At 71.3% G+C, this 20,276-nt stretch carries 18 protein-coding genes and 1 riboswitch; of the genes, 10 read left to right on the top strand and 8 right to left on the bottom strand.

The window, feature by feature from the left end; translation table 11 throughout:
• Positions 1–34 precede the first annotated feature (34 nt).
• Together ABIA36_RS09095 and ABIA36_RS09090 are read right to left on the bottom strand one after the other, a co-directional pair.
• The gene (locus ABIA36_RS09095) at positions 35–1,402 is read right to left on the bottom strand and encodes a nitrate/sulfonate/bicarbonate ABC transporter ATP-binding protein (protein WP_369961986.1); all 1,368 of its coding nucleotides are present in this window, start codon (positions 1,400–1,402) and stop codon (positions 35–37) included.
• 14 nt (positions 1,403–1,416) lie between these two features.
• Entirely contained in the window at positions 1,417–3,153 is a 1,737-nt protein-coding gene (locus ABIA36_RS09090; protein WP_369961985.1) for an ABC transporter permease, read from the bottom strand.
• 245 nt (positions 3,154–3,398) lie between these two features.
• A riboswitch (M-box (ykoK) riboswitch) is annotated at positions 3,399–3,579 on the bottom strand.
• Positions 3,580–3,704: 125 nt separating this feature from the next.
• Here ABIA36_RS09090 and ABIA36_RS09085 point away from each other — a divergent pair.
• The 3 genes from ABIA36_RS09085 (at position 3,705) to ABIA36_RS09075 (ending at position 6,147) form a co-directional block, all read left to right on the top strand.
• Complete coding sequence (locus ABIA36_RS09085; protein WP_369961984.1) at positions 3,705–4,307, top strand: helix-turn-helix domain-containing protein; 603 nt, start codon at positions 3,705–3,707, stop codon at positions 4,305–4,307.
• On the top strand, positions 4,304–5,596 hold the full coding sequence (locus ABIA36_RS09080; RefSeq protein ID WP_369961983.1) for an MFS transporter: 1,293 nt from the start codon (positions 4,304–4,306) through the stop codon (positions 5,594–5,596). The genes ABIA36_RS09085 and ABIA36_RS09080 overlap by 4 nt, the downstream gene beginning before the upstream one ends.
• A gap of 62 nt (positions 5,597–5,658) precedes the next feature.
• Positions 5,659–6,147, top strand: a complete 489-nt coding sequence (locus ABIA36_RS09075) for a hypothetical protein (protein ID WP_369961982.1) — start codon at positions 5,659–5,661, stop codon at positions 6,145–6,147.
• Between the two features lie 33 nt (positions 6,148–6,180).
• Here ABIA36_RS09075 and ABIA36_RS09070 read toward each other — a convergent pair whose 3' ends face one another.
• The 4 genes from ABIA36_RS09070 to ABIA36_RS09055 form a co-directional block, all read right to left on the bottom strand.
• Positions 6,181–6,885 carry a hypothetical protein gene (locus ABIA36_RS09070; protein WP_369961981.1) on the bottom strand — a complete coding sequence of 235 codons (705 nt, stop codon included), beginning with the start codon at positions 6,883–6,885 and terminating at the stop codon, positions 6,181–6,183.
• 76 nt (positions 6,886–6,961) lie between these two features.
• Positions 6,962–7,432: a nucleoside deaminase gene (locus tag ABIA36_RS09065; RefSeq protein WP_369961980.1), complete on the bottom strand. Its 471-nt coding sequence runs from the start codon at positions 7,430–7,432 to the stop codon at positions 6,962–6,964.
• Positions 7,429–8,880 carry a cytosine permease gene (locus tag ABIA36_RS09060; protein ID WP_369961979.1) on the bottom strand — a complete coding sequence of 484 codons (1,452 nt, stop codon included), beginning with the start codon at positions 8,878–8,880 and terminating at the stop codon, positions 7,429–7,431. The genes ABIA36_RS09065 and ABIA36_RS09060 overlap by 4 nt, the downstream gene beginning before the upstream one ends.
• Before the next feature lie 63 nt (positions 8,881–8,943).
• Entirely contained in the window at positions 8,944–9,861 is a 918-nt protein-coding gene (locus tag ABIA36_RS09055) for a LysR family transcriptional regulator (RefSeq protein WP_369961978.1), read from the bottom strand.
• Between the two features lie 105 nt (positions 9,862–9,966).
• Here ABIA36_RS09055 and ABIA36_RS09050 point away from each other — a divergent pair, with 105 nt between their 5' ends.
• From ABIA36_RS09050 to ABIA36_RS09035, 4 genes are read left to right on the top strand one after another with little or no spacing between them, the layout of a single operon-like run.
• Positions 9,967–11,322: an MFS transporter gene (locus ABIA36_RS09050; protein WP_369961977.1), complete on the top strand. Its 1,356-nt coding sequence runs from the start codon at positions 9,967–9,969 to the stop codon at positions 11,320–11,322.
• 29 nt (positions 11,323–11,351) lie between these two features.
• Positions 11,352–12,098: a 3-hydroxybutyrate dehydrogenase gene (locus ABIA36_RS09045; protein ID WP_369961976.1), complete on the top strand. Its 747-nt coding sequence runs from the start codon at positions 11,352–11,354 to the stop codon at positions 12,096–12,098.
• Entirely contained in the window at positions 12,095–12,877 is a 783-nt protein-coding gene (locus ABIA36_RS09040; RefSeq protein WP_369961975.1) for a CoA transferase subunit A, read from the top strand. Before ABIA36_RS09045 ends, ABIA36_RS09040 begins: the two co-directional genes overlap by 4 nt.
• Before the next feature lies 1 nt (position 12,878).
• Complete coding sequence (locus tag ABIA36_RS09035; RefSeq protein WP_369961974.1) at positions 12,879–13,538, top strand: 3-oxoacid CoA-transferase subunit B; 660 nt, start codon at positions 12,879–12,881, stop codon at positions 13,536–13,538.
• Positions 13,539–13,541: 3 nt separating this feature from the next.
• On the opposite strand, the gene ABIA36_RS09030 is transcribed toward ABIA36_RS09035, so the two are convergent.
• Both ABIA36_RS09030 and ABIA36_RS09025 read right to left on the bottom strand, forming a co-directional pair.
• A complete protein-coding gene (locus ABIA36_RS09030) occupies positions 13,542–15,527 on the bottom strand; it encodes an ATP-binding protein (protein WP_369961973.1) in 1,986 nt (661 codons plus the stop codon).
• 79 nt (positions 15,528–15,606) lie between these two features.
• Positions 15,607–16,143 (bottom strand): Dps family protein, encoded by a 537-nt coding sequence (locus ABIA36_RS09025; protein ID WP_369961972.1) that lies wholly within the window; start codon positions 16,141–16,143, stop codon positions 15,607–15,609.
• A 165-nt stretch (positions 16,144–16,308) separates the two neighbouring features.
• On the opposite strand from ABIA36_RS09025, the gene ABIA36_RS09020 reads away from it, so the two are divergent.
• From ABIA36_RS09020 to ABIA36_RS09010, 3 genes are all read left to right on the top strand, one after another.
• Entirely contained in the window at positions 16,309–17,562 is a 1,254-nt protein-coding gene (locus ABIA36_RS09020; protein WP_369961971.1) for a phosphatidylserine decarboxylase family protein, read from the top strand.
• Positions 17,563–17,610: 48 nt separating this feature from the next.
• A complete protein-coding gene (locus tag ABIA36_RS09015) occupies positions 17,611–18,972 on the top strand; it encodes an Nramp family divalent metal transporter (RefSeq protein ID WP_369961970.1) in 1,362 nt (453 codons plus the stop codon).
• A 78-nt stretch (positions 18,973–19,050) separates the two neighbouring features.
• Positions 19,051–20,175 (top strand): AI-2E family transporter, encoded by a 1,125-nt coding sequence (locus ABIA36_RS09010; protein ID WP_369961969.1) that lies wholly within the window; start codon positions 19,051–19,053, stop codon positions 20,173–20,175.
• Positions 20,176–20,276: the final 101 nt, after the last annotated feature.

Below are 20,276 nucleotides of genomic sequence, written 5' to 3'. Positions count from 1 at the left end.
CTTTTAGAGAGTAACTCCATTTTGGGAGTTTGTGTCAGTTTTTTGCGGGCTCCTCCTGCTCGGCGTCCGGGTGCGTCGGCAGCAGCAGGCGGCCGGTGTCGGCGTCGTACTCGAACAGCTCGCCGTAGCGGCCCCAGTCGATGGCGGTGTCGAGCTGCTGCTGGGCGTCCTCGTCGCCGAAGTGCGCCCGGAGCTCCGCGAGGACGTCGTCGGCGCGGATGGCCCCGGTCGTGGTGTGCCGGAGGTCGCGCACGATGCGGCGGACCAGCGGCGCGGCCTCCATGGCGAGGGTCGCGAACTGCTCCTTCGCCCGGAGCAGGTCGGCGGCCGCGTAGCGCCGGCCCTGCTCGGTGATCCGCAGCTCGGTGCCCTGCGGCCGGGCCAGCTTGAGGAGTTGGGCGGCGTCCACGACCGGGAGGAGGTCGTCCAGCTCGTAGCGGAGCTCGTCCGCGATCTCGGCCAGGCCCTCCGTGCCGCCGCGCTCGGCGAGCAGCTCGACCAGGCCGCCGAGCGAGCCGGTGCTCGCCGCGGGCAGCGGGAAGTCGATCTCGTTCGCGGTGGCGGCCGCCGCGGCGAGCGAGACGTCGACGGCGGCGCCCGCCGGGCCGGCCGCCGCCGCGCGCGGCTCGGCCGGCTGCCCGGTGAGGATGCCGTACACCTCGTCCACGAGCGCCTCGAACTCCGGGCTGCGCCGGTCGCGCGGCTGCGGGAGGTCGACGGTCAGCTCGGCCTTGATCCGGCCGGGGTTCGAGTCGAGCACGACGACGCGGTCGGCGAGCTGGATGGCCTCCTCGATGTTGTGCGTGACGATCAGCGCGGTGCGGGTGGGCAGCGTGCCGTCGCCCCACATCCGCACCAGCTCGCCGCGCAGGTTCTCGCTGGTGAGCACATCGAGCGCCGAGAACGGCTCGTCCATCAGCAGCACGTCGGGCTCCACGACGAGCGCGCGGGCGAACCCGACGCGCTGCCGCATCCCGCCGGAGAGCTCCTTCGGGTAGGCGGACTCGAAGCCGTCCAGGCCGATCTGGTCGATCGCGCGGAGGGCGCGCTCGCGCCGCACCTCCGGGCGCACGCCCTTGGCCTCCAACCCGAGCTCGACGTTCTCGAGCACGGTCAGCCACGGCAGCAGCGCGAACGACTGGAAGACCAGCGCGGTGCCCGGGTTGGCGCCGTTGAGCACGCCGCCCTTGAACGAGACGGTCCCGCTGCTCGGCGCGATCAGCCCGGCGATGCAGCGCAGCAGCGTGCTCTTGCCGGAGCCGGAACGACCGAGGAGCGCGACGATCTCGCCCTGGTGGATGGTGAGCGTGACGCCGGAGAGCACGGTCTTCTCGCCGCCGTCGGTGGCGAACGACTTGGTGACGTCGCGGACGTCGATGAGCGCGGTGTTCGTGGTGATCATGGTGGTGGCTCTCCTCACAGGCTGAAGCGCTTCTCGGCGACCGCGTAGAGGCGGCGCCAGAACAGACGGTTGAGTCCGACGACGAAGACGGACATGACGATGACGCCGACGAGCACGCGCGCCATGTCGCCGGTCTGGGTGGCCTCGGCGATGTACGCACCCAGGCCGGTCGCGGTGTAGGTGTGGTGGTTGTAGGTGACGACCTCGGCGACGATGGACGCGTTCCACGCGCCGCCCGCCGCGGTGATGCCGCCGGTGACGTAGGCCGAGAAGATCGCCGGGAGGATGAGCCGGCGCCAGCGCTGCACGCGGCGGACCCCGAAGCTGTCCATCGCCTGCCGCAGGTCGGTCGGGATGGCGCTGGCGCCGGCGATGACGTTGAACAGGATGTACCACTGCGACCCGAGCGCCATCAGCAGGATGCCTCCGTAGTCGAGCGGGATGCTCGTCGCCACGAAGAACGCGATGGCGAACGGGAACAGGAAGTTGGCAGGGAAGCTCGCCAGGAGCTGCACGATCGGCTGGGCCAGCCGGCTGATCCGCGGGTTCATGCCGATCCAGACGCCGACGGGCACCCAGACGATCGTCGCGAACAGCAGGATGACGACGACGCGCGCCATCGTCACCGCGCCGAGCCCGAACGCCTCCAGGAACGCGCCCAGCCCCAGCGAGCGCTCGATGAAGAGGTACGAGGCGACGGCGCCCACCACGATCGCGGCGACGACGAGCACCGTCACGACCACGTCCAGCGCCCGCTTGCGCGCCTCGGGCACCCGCAGCGGGTGCTCGGCCAGCCCGAACGGCCGGGTCGCCCGGTCGAGCCCGCGGCCGATCGGGCCGAACCCGCGCTCCACGACGCGCGGCAGCCAGGAGCGGCTGATCGCGTCGAGGACGACGCTGCGCGGCCTGTCGGTCGGGGCGGTGTCCTCCTGGCGGAACCGCTCCGCCCAGGCGACGAGCGGGCGCCAGAAGAGGAAGTTCACGCCCAGCACCATCACGGCCATCGCGACGATCGCCCAGCCGACCCGGTCGAGCTGCCCGGCCTCTACCGCCGACGCCACATAGGCTCCTACGCCGGGGAGCGCGAAGCTGTGGTTGTTGACCGTGATCGCCTCGGAGGCCGCGAGGAAGAACCACGCTCCGCCGAAGCTCATCATGCCGTTCCAGACCAGCGGGATCATGCCGGAGGGCACGTCGAGCTTCCAGAACCGCTGCCACTTCGTCAACCGCATCAGCCGGGCCGCCTCGTCGAGGTCGCGGGGCTGGCTGGTCAGCGATGCGTAGAACGAGAACGTCATGTTCCACACCTGCGAGGTGAAGATCGCGAACACCGCGGCGGACTCCAGCCCGAGGGTGGAGCCGGGGAAGAGCGCGATGAACCCGGTCACGGTCACCGACAGGAAGCCGAGGATCGGGACGGACTGCAGGATGTCGAGCGCGGGCAGGATGATCTTCTCGGCGCGCGGCAGCCGCGCGGCCGCCGTGGCGACCACGAAGGTGAACACCAGCGACGCGGCGAGCGCCGCGAACATCCGCAGCAGCGAGCGCAGCGCGTAGTACGGCAGCAGCGCCGGGTTCGTGTCGATGGACGACGGCACCTCGGCGAGCCGCACCGGCGCCGAGGCGCCGGAGGCCGCCTGGATCACCAGGTAGAAGAGGACGACGATCGCGACGGCGACGAGGATGTCGATCCAGCGGAAGCGGACACGGCGGAGGGTGCCGGCGCCGGGGACGGTGCGGAGCAGGGGCATGATGAACCTCCCTGGGCGGCGGCCGGCGGGGAACCGGGCGCGGCAGAGGACGACAGGGGACGTGATGAGGGCGTCACCGTGCCGCGCGGAGGTCAGCGGAGGCCGGGCGTGGAACGCACGGAGGCCTCCGTCGCCGGGGCGCAGCTGGGACGGGACGGACTATGGTCGTCGCTCACGACGGATCACCTCCTCGCATTCGGGGGCAGGCGTGCGCCAGGCGTCACCCACGGCGGCATCGGCCGGGGGCGAGACTCCCACGTAAGAGCTTCGGCACTGCACGACGTATCCCTGATCCGGTGGGATCGGGGGAAGCCACTTGGGATCACCCCTTAAGCCGGGGAGACCTGTCCTGATCTTGGGCGTCTCTCGACGTCGTCAGATCAGTGGCCTGTGTTCGCGCAGAAGCCTCACCTAACGAAGTTCTGCCGTTGAGAACGGTAGCAGACAGACTCGGGCGATGGCTCGGACCCTCACGGAATCCTGACGGGCCAGCGCCCTCCAGATCGCAGAAACTCTTTTGCAGAATCTTTTCTGCGATTACACTGCACGGTATGACCGACGAGCCGAACCCCCTTCCCGAGCTCGATCCCGCCCAGGACGTGCTGCTCAGCCCCTCCGCCATGCGCGGGCTGGTCAACCCGCTGCGCCTGCGGCTGCTCGACCTCCTGCAGGCCGACGGACCCTCCACCGCCACCGAGCTCGGCCGGCGCGTGGGCCAGTCCACCGGGGTGACGAGCTACCATCTGCGGGTGCTCGCCGAGCACGGCTTCATCGTGGAGGACGCCGAGCGCGGCAACGACCGCGACCGCTGGTGGCGCGCGGTGCACCGGTCGACCTCCTTCTCGTTCCGGGTGCCCGGCGACGCCGCCACCGAGGAGAACGTGGACCAGGCCGTGCAGTTCGTGCGGCTCAACGCCGAGGAGTCGCACCGGCGCGTGCTCGCCTGGGTCGACACGCTGTCCAGCCAGGTGGACGAGCTGCCCGGCCTGCCCTGGACCGTCAGCGACTGGCCGCTCACCCTCACCGTCGAGCAGGCACGGGAGGTCACGACGGCCGTGCGCGAACTCGTGACGCGGTTCCGGCGCGAGCCGGGCGCGGACGTCGGCGACGGTGTCCGCGTGCACGCGCAGTTCCAGCTGTTCCCGGAGCCATGAGCGACACCGCGCCCCGCCGCGCTCCCCTGCTCGGGCTGATCGGCGCGTACCTCGTCTCCGGCGCGGGCACGGCGCTGTCGGCCATCGCCATCCCGTGGCTCGTGCTCGTCACGACCGGCAGCGCCGTCGCCACCGGGGTGGTGGGGTTCGCGGAGCTGGCGCCCTACGTGCTGCTGCAGGCGACGGCCGGCCCGCTGGTCGACCGGGTCGGGTTGCGCCGTACGTTCCTGATCGGCAACCTGGTCGCCGCGGCGGCGGTGTTCGCGGTGTTCCTGCTCAGCGCCCTGCACGACCTCCCGCTCGGCGCACTGGCGGCGCTGGTCGCGGTGGCCGGCGCCGTGCGCGGTGCGGCCGACGCGGCCTCCACCCCGATGATCCCGCCGCTGGCCCGGCTGGCCCGCTGGAGCGACGAGCGCGCGGTCGGGCTCTACTCGGGCGCGAACCGGGCGGCCCTGCTGGTCGGGATGCCGCTCGCGGGCGTGCTGGTCGCGCTGGTCGGGCCCGCGGTCACGATCCTGATCGACAGCCTGAGCTTCCTCTGCGCGGTCGTGATCGTGGCGGCGACGGTGCCGCGGATCGAGCCGGTTCCGGAGGCGACCGGGCCCGCGTCGGCCGCGGCGCCCCGGCTGGGCCTGCGTGCGTACGTCACGGAGCTGCGGGAGGGGCTGCGCTTCCTCCGCGCCGACCGGCTGCTGCTCAGCCTCATGGCCCTCATCGTGCTCACCAACCTGCTCGACCAGGCGATGAGCGCGGTGTTCCTGCCGGTCTGGGCGCACGACCGGGTGCACGACGCGGTCGCGTTCGGGGTGGTCGGCGGCGCCTCCGGGCTCGGGATGCTCGTCGGCGTGCTGCTCACCGCGTGGCTGGGCGGGCGGCTCCGGCGCTGGCTGACCTTCGCCTGCTGCACCCTCGTCGCATCGGCGCCGCCGTTCTTCGCGATCGCGGGCTGGACCTCGGTCGCCGCCGTCGCGGCGGTGTTCTTCGTCTGCGGCGTCTTCGGCGGCGTCCCGAACCCGATCATCGGCGCGGTGCAGTACGAGCGCGTCCCCGCACTGCTGCAGACCCGCGTGCTGGGGGCGATGAAGGCGAGCGCCTACCTGGGCGTCCCGTTCGGGTCGCTGCTGGGCGGCCTCCTCGCGCAGGGGGTCGGGCTGACCTGGGCGTGCGTCGGGGCCGGGGTCGTGATGCTGGTGGCGACGGCGGCGCCGCTGGTGTTCCCGGTGTGGCGAGGGCTGGATCGGCCGGACGCCGCGCCCGGGCCGCCGCGGCTCGGGCGCGAGCCGGCCTGAGTCATCGGCCCTTTCCGCCCGACCCCGGCAGGACGATGATGAGAGCGGCGAAGGGACGGATCATGCAGATCTCCAGGGACACGCTCGGGCGCATGCTCATCGACGAGATCGGCTCCCCGGCCGCCGACGGGCTCCAGGCGGAGTTCCTCGGCGCCATCGTGACGGGTGTCGCGCTGGCGGTCGGCGACAGCGACGTGAAGTACCTCGGGGCGAGCTTCCGCGCGGTGGACGACATCGTCGGCGTGCGGGTGGGCGTCTTCACCGAGAGCACGATCATCACGGTCGAAGCCGCCCGCGCCCGCACGGGCGAGTCGGACGTCATCACGCATGTCCACCGCCGCGCGGACCTCGATCGGCTCGAGATCACCGGCGGCACGCCGTCCCTGGGTGCGGACGAGTTCGCCGAGTGGCCGGGCGAGTTCACCGTCCGCGCGCTCTACAACGACGGCCTGGAGCTCGTCATCCCGATGAGCGACGCGAACACCCCCCAGAAGCGCAACGCGGTCTGGACCATCCTCAACGGTCTTCGAGCGGACCTCGGCGACCACTGACGGGGACAGCGCCGGGTCCGGGGCCCGGCCGGCTCAGTAGCCCGCAGGCCAGGCGAACGCCTTCGGCGCCGTGGCCGTCGTCCCCTTCTTGGCGACGACGATGTCGATGTCCTCGTGCGAGGTGAGCGGGATCGTGCGCGGGTCGCCCGTGAACGTCTTGCCGTCCACGAAGACGGTGACGGTATGCCCGTCGGCGCCGTCCCGGTACGCGCCGACCTGGCCCGGGCCGAGCTTCTGGCCCCACTCGTCGAAGACCTGAGCCAGGGTGAACGTCCGCACCTCGGCCGACTCGACGTGGATGATCCCGGACTCGTCGTGCGTGTGGATCGGCGAGATGTGCTGCTGGGCCTCGTCGATGCCGATGCCGGCGGGAACGGCGACGGGCGCGCCGTCCACCGTGACGCTCAGGTGCTGGTGGATGTGCAGGGCCGACCCCTCGGCCGACAGCATCTGCAGACCGGCGGCACGCACGGCCCCTTCGACGTCGGCGGGTGCGGCCCAGGTCGACGCGCTCGCGGGGGCGGTGGAGGCGCTCCCGGCCGCGCCGGGCGCCGATGTCGACGACTCGCCGTTCAGGACCACTCCGGCGATGACGCCGGCCACGGCGAGCACCGCGACCACGGCGCCGCCTCCGATAAGGAAGCCACGGCGGCGGGCCCGGCGCTGCTCCTGGAGCCGCAACTCGGCTGCGTGCTTCTGGGCCTCGAGTCGGCGGTCGCGTTTGGGGGTGTCGTTCACACCCCACAGTCAATCAAACCGCTGCTGTGCGCCCGCCTGGGACACGGTGCGAAAAGCCTGCGATCTGCCGCCGGCGTCAGTTCTCGCCGATGTCCTCGTTCCAGAGCGCCGGGTTCCCCGCGATGAACGCGCCCATCGTCTCGATCAGGCCGGGGTCGTTGACGACCGTGACGTCGACTCCGTGCTCGGCCAGCCAGTCCTGGCCGCCGACGAAGCTGCGGTCGTCGCCGACGACGACGCGGCCGATGCCGAACTGCTTCACGAGGCCCGAGCAGTACCAGCACGGCGAGAGCGTGGTGACCATGACGGTGTCGCGGTAGCTGCGCTGGCGTCCCGCGTTGCGGAAGGCGTTCGTCTCGGCGTGCATGGAGGCGTCGCCGTCCTGCACCCGACGGTTGTGGCCGCTGCCCAGCAGCCTCCCGTCGCCGTCGAACAGCGCGGCGCCGATGGGGATGCCGCCGTCGGCCGCGCCGCGCCGCGCCTCCTCGGCGGCCACGGCCAGCTTCTCCGCGTCGGTCGCGTAGACGCGGTCCTCGTCGACGCTCACGCGACCTCGTCCGCCGCGTCCACGCCGACGATCACCGTCGGCTCGGTGGCCAGCGGCGCGCCGAGCCGGACCTTGAAGGCCCGGAACAGCACCCAGTACAGGACGGCGGCGAGCAGGAACCCGACGAGCGGCGTCAGGTCGCCGATCGGGAGCGCCTTCGCGACCGGGCCGGTGTAGAAGGGCTGGTTCGAGAACAGCAGGATGGACACGGCTCCGGCCGCGACCAGCGCGATCCAGCCCGCCGGGTTGCGGTACTTCGCGTGGCTCGTCACCAGGCTCGCGATTTCCGTCCCGCGTCGCAGCAGCCGGTCGGTGAGCACGACGCCGAGCCAGGGCGCGATCCAGTACGCGATGACGAGGAGGAAGTTCTCGTACTTCGCTCCCGCGTCGGGCAGAGCGCTCCACGCGATGAAGAACCCGATGACGCCGAAGCCGAGGGCGACGATCGCACGGCGCCACGCGAACGGGATGCGGATGCCGGCCGCGAGGAAGGACATCGCGCCGGAGTAGATGTTCAGCGCGTTGGCCGCGATGGCGCCGACGGCGATCGCGAGCAGCGTGAGGTCGCGGATGACCACCGGCATGCTGGCCGTGAACGAGGCGGTGGGGTCGTCCGGGTTGAAGCCCGCGATCGTCGCCGCGGCGGCGCCGGCGGCCATCAGCACCACGCAGCTCACGAAGTTGCCGAGGCCCGCCGCCCAGCCGATGACCTTCCGGCTGGCGTCCGCCGGGAGGTAGCGGCTGTAGTCGGATGCGTACGGGTTCCAGCCGGCGGCGTAACCGAAGGCGGCCGCCGCGGTGAGGGTCCAGCCCGCGAAGCTGAACCCGCCGCCCTTGACCGGCGCGCCGAGGTTCGCGTGCAGGAAGACGGTGACGGTCGCGACGAGGAAGATCGCGCCGAGGATGTAGGTGGCGTAGCGCTCGAAGAGCTGCACCAGGTCGTGGCCGATGAAGGCCACCACGACCTCCACGACGACCACGATCAGCAGCGACACCACGGCCGGCATCCCCGTGAGCGTGGTCAGGGCGAACGCGCCGCTGACCGAGTTGACCGCGAACCAGCCGAGGCCGGCCATCACGGTGTTCAGGGCCGACGGGAGGATGTTCCCCCGGCTGCCGAACGCCGTGCGCCCGATGACCATCTGGGCGAGACCCTCGCGCGGACCCCACGTCGACAGGATCCCCTGCGTCAGCGCGCCGAACGCGGTGCCGAACACCAGCGCCGTCATCGCCTGCCAGAAGCCGAGCCCGAAGAATGCGACCGCGATCACGCCGACGAAGATCGTCGCGAACTCGAGGTTGGGCGCCGTCCAGGTGGCGAAGAGCTGCCACGGCGAGCCGTGCCGGCGCTCCGGCGGGATGGCCTCGATGCCGCCGCTCTCGATGGTGGTCGCGCTGGCGCGTCGGGTGTCTTCGGGCAGGGTGCCGACCGGCGGCGTTCTCGTCATGCGTGCGAGCATACGAAATCCGCTGCGCCGCAAGGCCGGAGTCGGGCGCTCAGGCGGCAAATGTCACATGATGTTTACACGCCCCGCCAGCATGTCCGCGGCGTCCCGCGCCTCCTCCCGGAGCGCGTGCGCGACGGCGGCGACCGCGGGATGGCGCAGCGAGTCCGGGTGGACGACCATCCAGTACGGCAGCGTCGCGTGCAGTTCGTCCGGCAGCAGCCGGACCAGGTCGTCGTGGCGGTCCGCCATGAAGCACGGCAGCAGGCCGATCCCCGCGCCCGCCCGGGTGGCCTCGACATGCACGAACACGTTCGTGGAGGTCAGCGCGTCGCGCATCTGCGGGGCGAGCCGCCGCGGCAGGTCGAGGTCGTCCACTTGCAGGATCGAGTCGATGAAGTAGACGAGCGGGTGCTGGAAGACCGCGTCGGGCGTCGTCGGGGTGCCGTTCCGCCGCAGGTACTCGCGGGAGGCGTACATCCCGAGTGCGTAGGAGCCCAGTTCGACCGTGTGGGCGCGACGGGTCTCCGGACGCCCGACGACGATCTCGATGTCCAGCCCGGAGCGGTGCTGCAGGGCGCGCCGGGTCACGGTGAGGATCTCGACGGCTAGGCCCGGATGCTCCCGGCGGAGCGCGGCGATCGCCGGGGCCGCGATGTAGGCGCTGAAGCCGTCGGTGGCCGACATCCGCACCACCCCGTCGATGGGGTCGGCCTCCTCCTCCGGCCGCGTCAGCGCGGCGACCGCCGACTCGATGCGACCGGCGACGTCCACCGCGCGGCTGCCGAGCGGGGTGAGCTCCCACCCGCCGGACGCCTGGGTCAGCAACCGGCCGCCCAGGGTCTCCTCGAGCGCGTCGATCCGCCGGGAGACGGTGGTGTGATCGACGCCGAGCTGCTGTGCCGCGCGGGCGAATCGCCCAGCGCGCGCGACCGCGAGCAGCACCAGCAGGTCGTCGGACTTGGGCTTCTTCGACGCTTCCATGCGTGCAATTATGCACACCGCCATCGCATGGTTGGGCATTGATACGCATCCCCACCCCCGCGAGACTGGCCCGCGGATGTCACCGTCGACATCGAAGGAGAGAGCATGGAAACCACCGCGAGTCCCCGCACCCTCAAGACCATCGTCGCCGCCTCCATGGCCGGCACGGTCGTCGAATGGTATGAGTTCTTCCTCTACGCCACCGCCGCCAGCCTGGTCTTCGGCACGTTCTTCTTCCCCGCCACCGGCAGTCCGCTGGACGGGGTCATCGCCGCGTTCGTCACCTACGCGGTCGGCTTCATCGCCCGCCCGCTCGGCGGGATCGTCTTCGGGCAGATCGGCGACCGGCTGGGCCGCAAGCCCACCCTGCAGGCGACGATCATCATCGTCGGCGCCGCCACGTTCCTGATGGGCTGCCTCCCCGGCTTCGCGAGCGTGGGCTACTGGGCGCCGGCGCTGCTGGTCGCGCTGCGCTTCATCCAGGGCTTCGCGCTGGGCGGCGAGTGGGGCGGCGCTGTGCTGCTGGTGGCCGAGCAGAGCCCCGACCGCTCCCGCGGGTTCTGGGCGAGCTGGCCGCAGGCGGCCGTGCCCGTCGGCAACCTCCTCGCCACGCTGGTGCTCCTGGTGTCGTCGTGGGTGATGGCCCCGGAGGCGTTCCTGAGCTGGGGCTGGCGGATCGCGTTCTGGCTCTCCGCCGTGATCGTGCTGGTGGGCTTCTACATCCGCACCCGGGTGAGCGAGGCGCCGATCTTCATCGAGGCGAAGGCGCAGGCCGAGAACGGGCAGCGCGCCGGCTACGGCGTGGGCCAGGTGCTCAAGCGCTACCCGGGAGGCGTGCTGAAGGCCATGGGCCTGCGGTTCGCGGAGAACATCTTCTACTACATCGTGGTCAGCTTCACGATCGTCTACCTCAAGGCCGCGCACGAGTACGAGACCGGTCAGCTTCTGCTGGCCCTGCTGATCGCGCACATCGTGCACTTCCTCGTGATCCCGCAGGTGGGCCGCCTCAGCGACCGCGTGGGACGCAAGCCGGTCTACCTGGTCGGGGCGGTGCTCGCCGCCACCTGGGCGTTCTTCGCCTTCCCGCTGTTCGACACCCTCAACCCGCCGCTCATCGTGCTGGCGGTGACCGTCGGCCTCGTGTTCCACGCGTTCATGTACGCCCCGCAGCCCGCCATCATGGCGGAGCTGTTCCCGACCCGGATGCGCTACTCGGGGGTCTCCCTGGGCTCGCAGGTGGTGTCGATCGTGGCCGGCTCGCTCGCGCCGATCCTGGCGACGACCTGGCTGAAGGACTACCACAGCTGGATGCCGGTGGCGGTCTACATCGTGATCGCCTGCGTCGTGACCGTGGTCGCGGTGCTCTCGCTGCGCGAGACGAAGGGCATCTCGCTGGAGGCCGTCGACCAGGCCGACGCCGCCCGCGACGCCCTGAGTGCAACGCCCTCCGTCGCGCGCTGACCGCCCCACCCCCACCGAAAGGCACCACCATGAGCCCGTTCCAGGGACGCCGCGCACTCGTCACCGGCGGCGCGAGCGGAATCGGCGCAGCCTGCGCCCGCGCGTTCGCCGCCGCCGGCGCGCACGTGACCGTGGCCGACATCGACGGCGACGCGGCCTCCCGCGTCGCCGCCGAGATCGGCGGCGACAGCTGGAAGGTCGACCTCGCCGACACCGGCGCGCTCGCCGACCTCCGGCTCGACGCCGACATCCTCGTCAACAACGCGGGCATCCAGCACGTGAGCCCGATCGAGGAGTTCGACCCGGAGCGGTTCTCGCTGATCCTGCGCCTGATGCTGGAGGCGCCGTTCCTGCTCATCCGCGCCGCCCTGCCCGGGATGTACGAGCGCGGCTTCGGGCGCGTGATCAACCTGTCCAGCGTCCACGGCCTGCGCGCGTCGAAGTACAAGGCGGCGTACGTCTCGGCCAAGCACGGCCTGGAGGGCCTCTCCAAGGTGACCGCGCTGGAGGGCGGCGAGCACGGCGTGACGAGCAACTGCATCGACCCGGGCTACGTCCGCTCGCCCCTGGTCGAGAAGCAGATCGCGGACCAGGCCCGGCTCAACGGGATCGGCGAGGACGAGGTGCTGTCCCGGGTGCTGCTGGCCGAGTCGGCGGTGAAACGCCTGGTCGAGCCGCGCGAGGTCGCGAGCCTCGCGCTCTGGCTCGCCGGGCCGGACGCCGGGATGGTCTCCGGCGCGAGCTACACGATGGACGGCGGGTGGAGCGCCCGATGACCGCGACCGGGATCGACAAGACCGTCGCGTCCGCGCGGGAGGCCGTCGCCGACATCCCGAGCGGCGCCTCCATCGCGGTCGGCGGGTTCGGCCTGTGCGGCATCCCGATGGTGCTGATCGACGCGCTGCTGGAGAGCGGCGTGAACGAACTCTCGGTGGTCAGCAACAACTGCGGCGTCGACGACTGGGGGCTCGGCGTCCTGCTCGCCGCCCGGCGCATCCGGAAAATGACCTCGTCGTATGTGGGGGAGAACCGCGAGTTCGAGCGCCAGTACCTCAGCGGCGAGCTCGAACTGGAGCTCACGCCGCAGGGGACGCTCAGCGAGAAGCTGCGGGCCGGCGGCTCGGGGATCGCTGCCTTCTTCACGCGCACGGGCGTCGGCACGATGGTGGCCGAGGGCGGTCTGCCGCGCCGCTACGCGCCGGACGGCTCGGTCGCCGTGGCCTCCGCTCCCAAGCAGGTGCAGACGTTCGAGGTCGGCGGCGTGCACGAGGAGTTCGTGCTGGAGGAGGCCATCAGCACCGACTTCGCGCTCGTGCACGCCGAGGTCGGCGACCGCGCCGGGAACCTGCGCTTCCACGCCTCGGCGCGCAACTTCTCCCCGCTGGCCGCGATGGCCGGCCGGGTCTGCGTCGCCCAGGTGGAGCGGCTCGTGGAGCCCGGCGAGCTGGGCCCCGACGACATTCACCTGCCCGGCGTCTACGTGCACCGGGTGCTGGAGGTCGGGCAGGTCGAGAAGCGCGTCGAGCGGCTCACCGTCGCAGGGACGGGGGCCTGAGATGCCGCTGACCCGCGAGCAGCTCGCCGCGCGCGCCGCCCTCGAACTGCCGGACGGCGCCTACGTGAACCTGGGCATCGGACTGCCCACCCTCATCCCGAACCACCTCCCGGCCGGACGCTCGGTCGTGCTCCAGTCGGAGAACGGCATCCTCGGCACCGGCCCCTACCCGGACGCCGACGCGGTCGACCCCGACCTCATCAACGCGGGCAAGGAAACCGTGACCACGCTCCCGGGAGGGGCGTTCTTCGACTCGGCCCTCAGCTTCGGGATGATCCGCGGCGGCAAGATCGACGTGGCGGTGCTGGGCGCGATGCAGGTCTCAGCGGCCGGCGACCTGGCCAACTGGATGATCCCGGGCCGGATGGTCAAAGGCCCGGGAGGCGCGATGGACCTCGTGCACGGCGCGAGCCGCGTCATCGTGCTGATGGAGCACGTGGCGAAGGATGGCAGCCCGAAGATCGTGCCGGAATGCACGCTGCCGCTGACCGGCCGCGGCGTCGTGGACCGCATCATCACGGACCTCGCGGTCATCGACGTGACGGCCGACGGCCTCCGGCTGGTCGAGCTGGCGCCCGGCGTGGAGGTGAGCACCGTGCTCGACGCCACGGCGGCGGCGCTGGAGGTGGCGAGCGACCTGGCGGTGGCGGCGATCCGCTGACCCTCATCCGGCCGGCGGCGCGCTCCTCGGCAGCTCGATGATCGCGCGGGTGCCCCCGGTCGCCGGAGACTCCAGCCGGACGGCGCCCCCGTTGCGCTCCACCAGTTCCGCGACGATCGCCAGCCCGAGGCCCGTGCCGGGGACGGCGTCCCGCTCCATGCCGGGTGCGCGGTAGAACCGGTCGAATGCGTGCGCGAGGGTCTCCTCGCTCATGCCCGGGCCGGTGTCGGCCACGACCACGGTGATCGTCGCGTCGTCGGCGGACGCGGCGACCGACACGCTCCCGCCCTCCGGGGTGAACTTGACGGCGTTGGCGACCAGGTTGGTCAGGATGCGGGCCACGTCCCCCGGCTCCGCGCGCGCGATTCCGGCGCGGCCGGTCGCGGACAGCTCGATGTTCTTCTTCGCGGCGATCACGCTCGACACCCTCAGCACATCGTCGATCTGAGCGTCCACGTCGGCCTCGACCGCCGAGCCGGCCCGCTTCTTCGTCGGCTCGCCCAGGGTCAGGAGGTCCTCGACGAGGGAGGACAGCCGCACCGCGTTCCGGTCGATCACCTCGACCCAGGCCCGCTCCTGGTCCCCGAGCGCGTCCGAGTCCGCCAGCAGTTCGCAGAACCCGACGATGCTGGTGATCGGGGTGCGCAGCTCATGGCTCGTCGTCGCGACGAAGTCCTCCCGCTGCCGCTCCAGGTCGATCCGGGTGGTGCGCGCTGCCGCATGCTCCCGTTCGGCGGCGAGCGTCGCCGCCTGCATCCGCAGCGTGTCGGTGACGTCGACCAGCTGCACGGCGAAACGGTCCGGCTCGTCCGGGATGCCGTTCGCTCCGACCGCGAGCGTGCGCGACTCCCCCGCCACCGTGACGGCCGTCCCCTCGGCGAGCGCGGACCGGGCCGCGTCGGCCAGCTCCCCCTCCCAGCGCCGGCTGCTCCCCGCGGGGAGCAGAGCGGCCGCCGTGGGGTTCTTCCAGATCACGCGCAGCTCACCGGTTCTCGCCCGCTCCCCGATCAGCAGGCCCACGGAGGCCTCGACCAGGCTGCCCGAGAGCAGCCGCGAGGTGGCGAGAAGCTGCCGGGTGGTGGCCCGGAGTTCGTACTGGGCGGCTGTCAGGACGATCGCGAAACCGGCGAAGGTGACCAGGAAGGTCTCCGCGAGCGCGGCCTCCTGCGTGACGTTCAGGGTGGTGAGAATGAACGGACCGGCGCCGGCGACGGTGAGCGCGAGGATCGCCATGGACGCCAGGAGCGTCTCGGTGACCACCACCCGGATGGGGAACCGGAAAGCCGCCCACGAGAGCACCGGATACGGCAGGAACGCGAGCGGCAGTCCCGCAGCCGGGTGGAAGACCACCACGATCACCGCCGCGAGCACGACGCCCTGGACCACCATCTCCGCGACGCTCGCGCGCACCGGGACGGACGGCGGGAGCAGCCCGAACGGGGCGATCATGAACACGGCGGCCGCATGCGAGGCGGCGACGAACGCCGCCGTGGCGAAGAAGTCGCCACCCTCGAAGACGGCGACGGCCGCCGCTGCAAGCACCCCGATCGCGACCGCACCGGCGAGCACGGCGAGGGTGAACTTCAGCGCGGAGTCGAGATCGCGCAACCGGAACCGCGGGCCGCCGAGACGGACGAGGATCAGGACGACCACCAGCGCCTCGACGGTGTTCGCCAGTCCGAAGGCGGACGAGACAACGAGCGCTCGCCCGGCCACGGCGTTCGCCAGAGCCGTGACCACGAAGATCACGCCCAGCGCCGCCGCCCGCTCCCTCGGGCCGCGCACCAGCAGCACGAACAGCACCGAGAGCCCGGCCGCCGGCCACCAGACCGCGACCTCGCTGCCCGGCGGCGCCAGCCGGACGCCGAGGACGGACGCCGCGAAGATGGCGACCACCGCCAGCACCCACGCCCACCAGGGGAGGGCTGCGCGCGACCGCTCGGACTCCTGTTCGTCGGCGAGAGCGACGTCGGCGGGGCTGAGGGTCACATCTGGGAAGGTACCCGGGGGCGGTGCCATCGGCGCGCAGGCTCGCCCTGGTCCTGGCCCTGGCCCTGGCCCTGTCCGGTCACCGCGTCGCGGGCCGGCGGTTCTCGGCGCTCACCATCCAGGCGAGCTGCTCGAGGCGCTCGATGAACTGGTGGAGGAGGTCCGCCGACGTCGGGTCCTGCTCGTCGACGTCGTCGTGCACCGAGCGCATCGTCCGGACGACGGTCTCCAGTCGTTCGGTGATGAGGTCGATGGCGTCGGCGGTGTCGACCTCCCCGTTCGGGAACTCGGCGAGCGCCGTCGTCTCCGCGACCGTGCGCGACCGTCCGTCGGTCGTCGCGTGGAGGGCGCGCAGCCGCTCCCCGACCTCGTCGCTGAACGTGCGCGCGGCCTCCACGATCTCGTCGAGCTGCAGGTGCAGGTCGCGGAAGTTGTGGCCGACGATGTTCCAGTGCGCCTGCTTGCCCTGCAGCGAGAGCTCGATCAGGTCGACCTGCACCCGCTGCAGGTCGGCGGCGAGGGAGTCGGAGGCGACGAAGCCGTTCTCCGCGTTCTCGCGCCGGGTCTCGTGCTCGCCGCGGGCCGGCTTCTGGTTCGTGTTCTTCGTGGTCGCCATGGGTTCCCTTCCTTCCGGGCGCCCGTCCGGACGCCGTCCCCGGCCAGGGTAGGCGTGCCCGTTCCTACCGGCGAGCGCCTTCCGCCGCCGCTCGTGCGCGCGTACTGTCAGCCGGTCTGGGCGTCGTCCGGTCTGCCGCGCCGACGTGAGCGTACGCTGTGCCGCATGACCGAGAAGTCCCAGGATTTGAAGCGCCGCGGCGGCTGGCTCCCGCACGATCAGGACGAACTGGAGGCGTGGCTCGACGGCCGGATCGACCGGCTCGACGACGACGACACGGCGCCGTACAAGCACCCCGTGATCCAGGAGTTCGCCGACCTCATCGACACGGATGCGATCGTGCGCATGTACCTGACGCGGATGATCCAGGAGGTCCCGAAGACCCGCCAGTACAGCTCGCGTCACATCGAGAGCGTCGGCCAGATGCTGCGCCTGATCGACGACGTGCTGGACACGGCCCCCGAGTTCAGCGAGGGCGCGATGGTGACGACGCCGCTCACGGGCATCCTCGACTGGACGATGGGCACCACCTCCGGAATGGCCGCCTACCGCGACCCGCGGGTCAACGCCATCCTGAAGAAGGTCCTCGACGCCTGGGCCGAGTTCCTGAACGGTCCGGGCTCGCTCACCGTGCTGAACGACTCCCCGCAGGGCTGGATGTCCGAGAAGGCGCGCGAGGTCGTCGGCATCGACCAGTTCGAGCACGACCCCGACGCCGAGCACTGGGGCTTCACCTCCTGGAACGACTTCTTCACCCGCCGGCTGAAGGAGGGCGCCCGGCCCGTCGCCGACCCCGACGACGATGCCGTGGTGGTCAGCGCCTGCGAGTCCACGCCGTACCGGATCAGCCGGGAGGTCGCCCGGCACAGCGAGTTCTGGATCAAGAACCAGCCCTACTCACTGCAGGACATGCTCGCCAACGACGAGTCCGTGGACGAGTTCGTCGGCGGCACGGTGTACCAGGGCTTCCTCAGCGCGCTCAACTACCACCGCTGGCACAGCCCGGTCGCGGGAACCATCGTCCGCGCGTTCGTACAGCCCGGCACCTACTTCTCCGAGGCGGACTCGGAGGGCGCGGAGTCGGTGGAGGCGACGGTCTCGCAGGGCTACCTCGCCCACGTCGCCGCCCGCGCGATCATCCTCATCCAGGCGGACAACCCGGCCATCGGGCTGATGGCGGTGGTGCCGGTGGGCATGGTGGAGGTGTCCTCCTGCGTGATCGGCGACGACATCGTGCCGGGCCACCACGTCGGGAAGGGCGACGAGCTCGGCTACTTCCAGTTCGGCGGCTCCACGGAGTGCCTGGTCTTCCGGCCCGGAGCGATCCAGGAGTTCGCGCTGGGAGCGATCCCGCAGACCGGCGCGGCGGAGCCGACGGTGCTGAAGGTGCGCTCGAAGCTGGCGGTCGCGACGGGGTGATGACGGGCGCGGAGCCTGGCTGGCACCGCCGAGACGAAGGAGTCCGAGATGGTGACGGGTACCTCCACCGCACCGCGGGATCACGACGATGACAGACCTGCGCCCGACGCCGCACACGCGCGGAATCCCGTTCTCCGCTTCCTGAAGGTCCTCGGCCCCGGGCTGGTCACCGGCGCCGCCGACGACGACCCCTCCGGTGTCGCCACCTACGCCCAAGCCGGGGCCACCTACGGCTACGGGATGCTGTGGACGGTGCCGGTCGCGCTCCCGCTCATGCTGGCGGTGCAGGAGATGTGCGACCGGATGGCGCTGGCGTCCGGGGACAGCCTCGGCAAGCTGATCCGCCGCAAGTTCACCCGAGGGTGGCGGATCGCCATCGGGGTCCTCCTGGCCGCGCTCCTGGTCGCGAACTGCCTCAACCTCTCCGCCGACCTGATGGCGGTCGGCCAGGGCATGGAGTTGCTTCACGCCGGACCGGCCGCGCTGTGGTCGGCCATCGCGGGGATCGGGATCGTGGTCACACTCACGTTCGGGTCCTACGCCTGGATCCGTCGCATCTTCAAGTGGCTCTGTCTCACGCTGCTGATCTACGTCGGCGTGCTCTTCGTGAGCCACGTGAAGTGGCCGGAGGTCGTGGCCGGCATGCTCGGCCTCCACCTGCAGTTCACGCCCGCCTATCTCGGCCTGGCCGTCGGAGTCTTCGGCACCTCGATCAGCCCGTACATGTTCTTCTGGCAGTCCCAGGAGCGCATCGAGGAGATGGAGGAGGAGCCGCACGCCCACGGCAAGGCGAAGTCTCTACCCGAGCGCAGCGCTGCACTCGCGAAGCGACGGCAGATCGGCGGCAGGGTCGACGTCTTCACGGGGATGGCCTTCAGCGTCCTGGTGATGTTCTCCATCATGGCCGCCACCGCCGCGACCCTCGGTGCACACCACAAGACCGTCGTGAATGCCGCGGACGCCGCCAAGGCGCTCGAGCCGATCGCAGGGACGTACGCCGGGATCTTCTTCGCGATCGGCTTCATCGGGTCGGGAATGCTCGCGGTTCCGGTCCTCGCCGCATCCGGCGCGTCCGGGATGGCAGCGCTGCTGGGCAAGGAGTGGGGCTTCGACGACAGCCCGCGCAAGGCGCCGGTGTTCTACGGCCTCCTCGGGGTGGGCATCGTCGCAGGCACGGTGCTCGCGATCTTCGTGAACAACCCGATCCAGTTGCTCGTGCTGTCGGCCGTCGTCAACGGCATCGCGGCCGGCCCGTTCCTGATCATCATGATGCTCATCGCCCGGGACAGGCGGATCATGCACAGGTACCGCAATCGCTTCCTGTCGCAGACCCTCGGCTGGATCGCCACCGGCATCATGTGCGTCGGCGGCGTCTACGGGGTGTGGTTCACGGCGACGGGCGGCGGCTGACCCTCGCGCACCGGTGCGGAGCCCGTCTGTACTACTCGAAAGCCGTCTGCGCTACTCGAAAGGAAGAAGTCTCATCCCATGGCCTCCCTCAACGCGCCCCGACCCGTTCGCGAGTCGTCCGTCCCGTCCGGTGTCCGCACCGCCTCCGAGTGGTCGTGGCGGCTGCTGGCCATCATCGCGCTGGCCGGGGTCGTCATCTACCTGGTGCTCACGTTCCACGAGATCGTGGTGCCCGTGCTGGTCGCGCTCCTGGTCGCGGCCCTCGTCCAGCCGTCGGTCGCCCTGCTCATGCGGCATCGCTGGCCCAAGTGGGCGGCGATCCTCGTGTCCCTGCTCGTGCTCGCCGGAGTCGTCGGCGGCCTCGTCGCCCTCGTGACCTGGCAGGTGCGCGCCGGGTTGCCGCAGCTCGAACACGAGTCGGTCGCCGCCTACAACCGGGCGCGCGACGCCCTCCGCCAGGCGCCCTGGAACATCACCGACGCGCAGTTCGCGGTCTTCCTCCGCGACGCCGGCACCCTCGCGCAGAAGGACAGCGGGGCGCTCATCGGCGGAGTGCTGAGCGTCGGATCCACGACGGGGCGGATCCTCGCCGACACCCTGATCGCCCTGTTCGCGACGATCTTCATCCTGATCGACGGCGCCGGCATCTGGCGGTGGATGACCGGCCTCCTCCCGCGCGGCGGTCAGCCGGCCCTGCAGGCGGGAGGGGAGGCCGGCTGGCGCACCCTCACGAGCTTCGTGCGCGTGCAGATCCTGGTCGCGGTCGTCAACGGTGTCGGAATCGGGCTCGTGGCGTTCTTCCTGGGGCTGCCGCTCGCGATCCCGATCGGTGTCGTCGTCCTGCTCTTCTCGTTCATCCCGGTCATCGGGGCGATCGTCTCCGGCATCATCGCCGTGGTGATCGCGCTGGTGTTCGCCGGGCCCGTCCAGGCGCTGATCATGCTCGCCGGCGTGCTCCTGGTGCACCTCCTGGAGGCGCATGTCCTGCAGCCCCTGCTGGTCGGCGGTGCGGTCAAGGTCCACCCGCTCGCCGTGGTCGTCGGGGTCGCCGCCGGAACCGGCCTGGCCGGCGTCCCCGGCGCGCTGTTCGCCGTGCCGCTGATCGCCGTCGGGAACGCGATGGTCTCGACGATGGTCCGGGTGTCGCGGGGCACGCCTCCGGAGAGCGCCGTGGAGGAGGACAGTCCGGCGAACCCGGGGTGATCGAGCCGCGCGGCCGCTCGTTATCCTCCGCACGGTGCGCCGTGTCAAGCGGCTGATACCGCCTCCCTTCGCGTGACTGTATGGACTCCACCACAGCCGAC

Source organism: Leifsonia sp. EB34 (assembly GCF_041260585.1).
GTDB lineage: Bacteria > Actinomycetota > Actinomycetes > Actinomycetales > Microbacteriaceae > Leifsonia.
Note: the sequence above shows the minus strand (reverse complement) of the source record. Positions and strands in the feature narration are given on the sequence as shown.

What these genes read in the sequence shown, in the direction of transcription:
- ABIA36_RS09050 (WP_369961977.1), top strand. Translation starts at nt 9,967, where the DNA reads ATGGAAACCACCGCGAGTCCCCGCACCCTCAAGACCATCGTCGCCGCC.
- ABIA36_RS09040 (WP_369961975.1), top strand. Translation starts at nt 12,095, where the DNA reads ATGACCGCGACCGGGATCGACAAGACCGTCGCGTCCGCGCGGGAGGCC.
- ABIA36_RS09060 (WP_369961979.1), bottom strand. Translation starts at nt 8,880, where the DNA reads ATGACGAGAACGCCGCCGGTCGGCACCCTGCCCGAAGACACCCGACGC.
- ABIA36_RS09035 (WP_369961974.1), top strand. Translation starts at nt 12,879, where the DNA reads ATGCCGCTGACCCGCGAGCAGCTCGCCGCGCGCGCCGCCCTCGAACTG.
- ABIA36_RS09020 (WP_369961971.1), top strand. Translation starts at nt 16,309, where the DNA reads ATGACCGAGAAGTCCCAGGATTTGAAGCGCCGCGGCGGCTGGCTCCCG.
- ABIA36_RS09080 (WP_369961983.1), top strand. Translation starts at nt 4,304, where the DNA reads ATGAGCGACACCGCGCCCCGCCGCGCTCCCCTGCTCGGGCTGATCGGC.
- ABIA36_RS09095 (WP_369961986.1), bottom strand. Translation starts at nt 1,402, where the DNA reads ATGATCACCACGAACACCGCGCTCATCGACGTCCGCGACGTCACCAAG.
- ABIA36_RS09090 (WP_369961985.1), bottom strand. Translation starts at nt 3,153, where the DNA reads ATGCCCCTGCTCCGCACCGTCCCCGGCGCCGGCACCCTCCGCCGTGTC.
- ABIA36_RS09045 (WP_369961976.1), top strand. Translation starts at nt 11,352, where the DNA reads ATGAGCCCGTTCCAGGGACGCCGCGCACTCGTCACCGGCGGCGCGAGC.
- ABIA36_RS09010 (WP_369961969.1), top strand. Translation starts at nt 19,051, where the DNA reads ATGGCCTCCCTCAACGCGCCCCGACCCGTTCGCGAGTCGTCCGTCCCG.
- ABIA36_RS09075 (WP_369961982.1), top strand. Translation starts at nt 5,659, where the DNA reads ATGCAGATCTCCAGGGACACGCTCGGGCGCATGCTCATCGACGAGATC.
- ABIA36_RS09025 (WP_369961972.1), bottom strand. Translation starts at nt 16,143, where the DNA reads ATGGCGACCACGAAGAACACGAACCAGAAGCCGGCCCGCGGCGAGCAC.
- ABIA36_RS09085 (WP_369961984.1), top strand. Translation starts at nt 3,705, where the DNA reads ATGACCGACGAGCCGAACCCCCTTCCCGAGCTCGATCCCGCCCAGGAC.
- ABIA36_RS09055 (WP_369961978.1), bottom strand. Translation starts at nt 9,861, where the DNA reads ATGGAAGCGTCGAAGAAGCCCAAGTCCGACGACCTGCTGGTGCTGCTC.
- ABIA36_RS09015 (WP_369961970.1), top strand. Translation starts at nt 17,611, where the DNA reads ATGGTGACGGGTACCTCCACCGCACCGCGGGATCACGACGATGACAGA.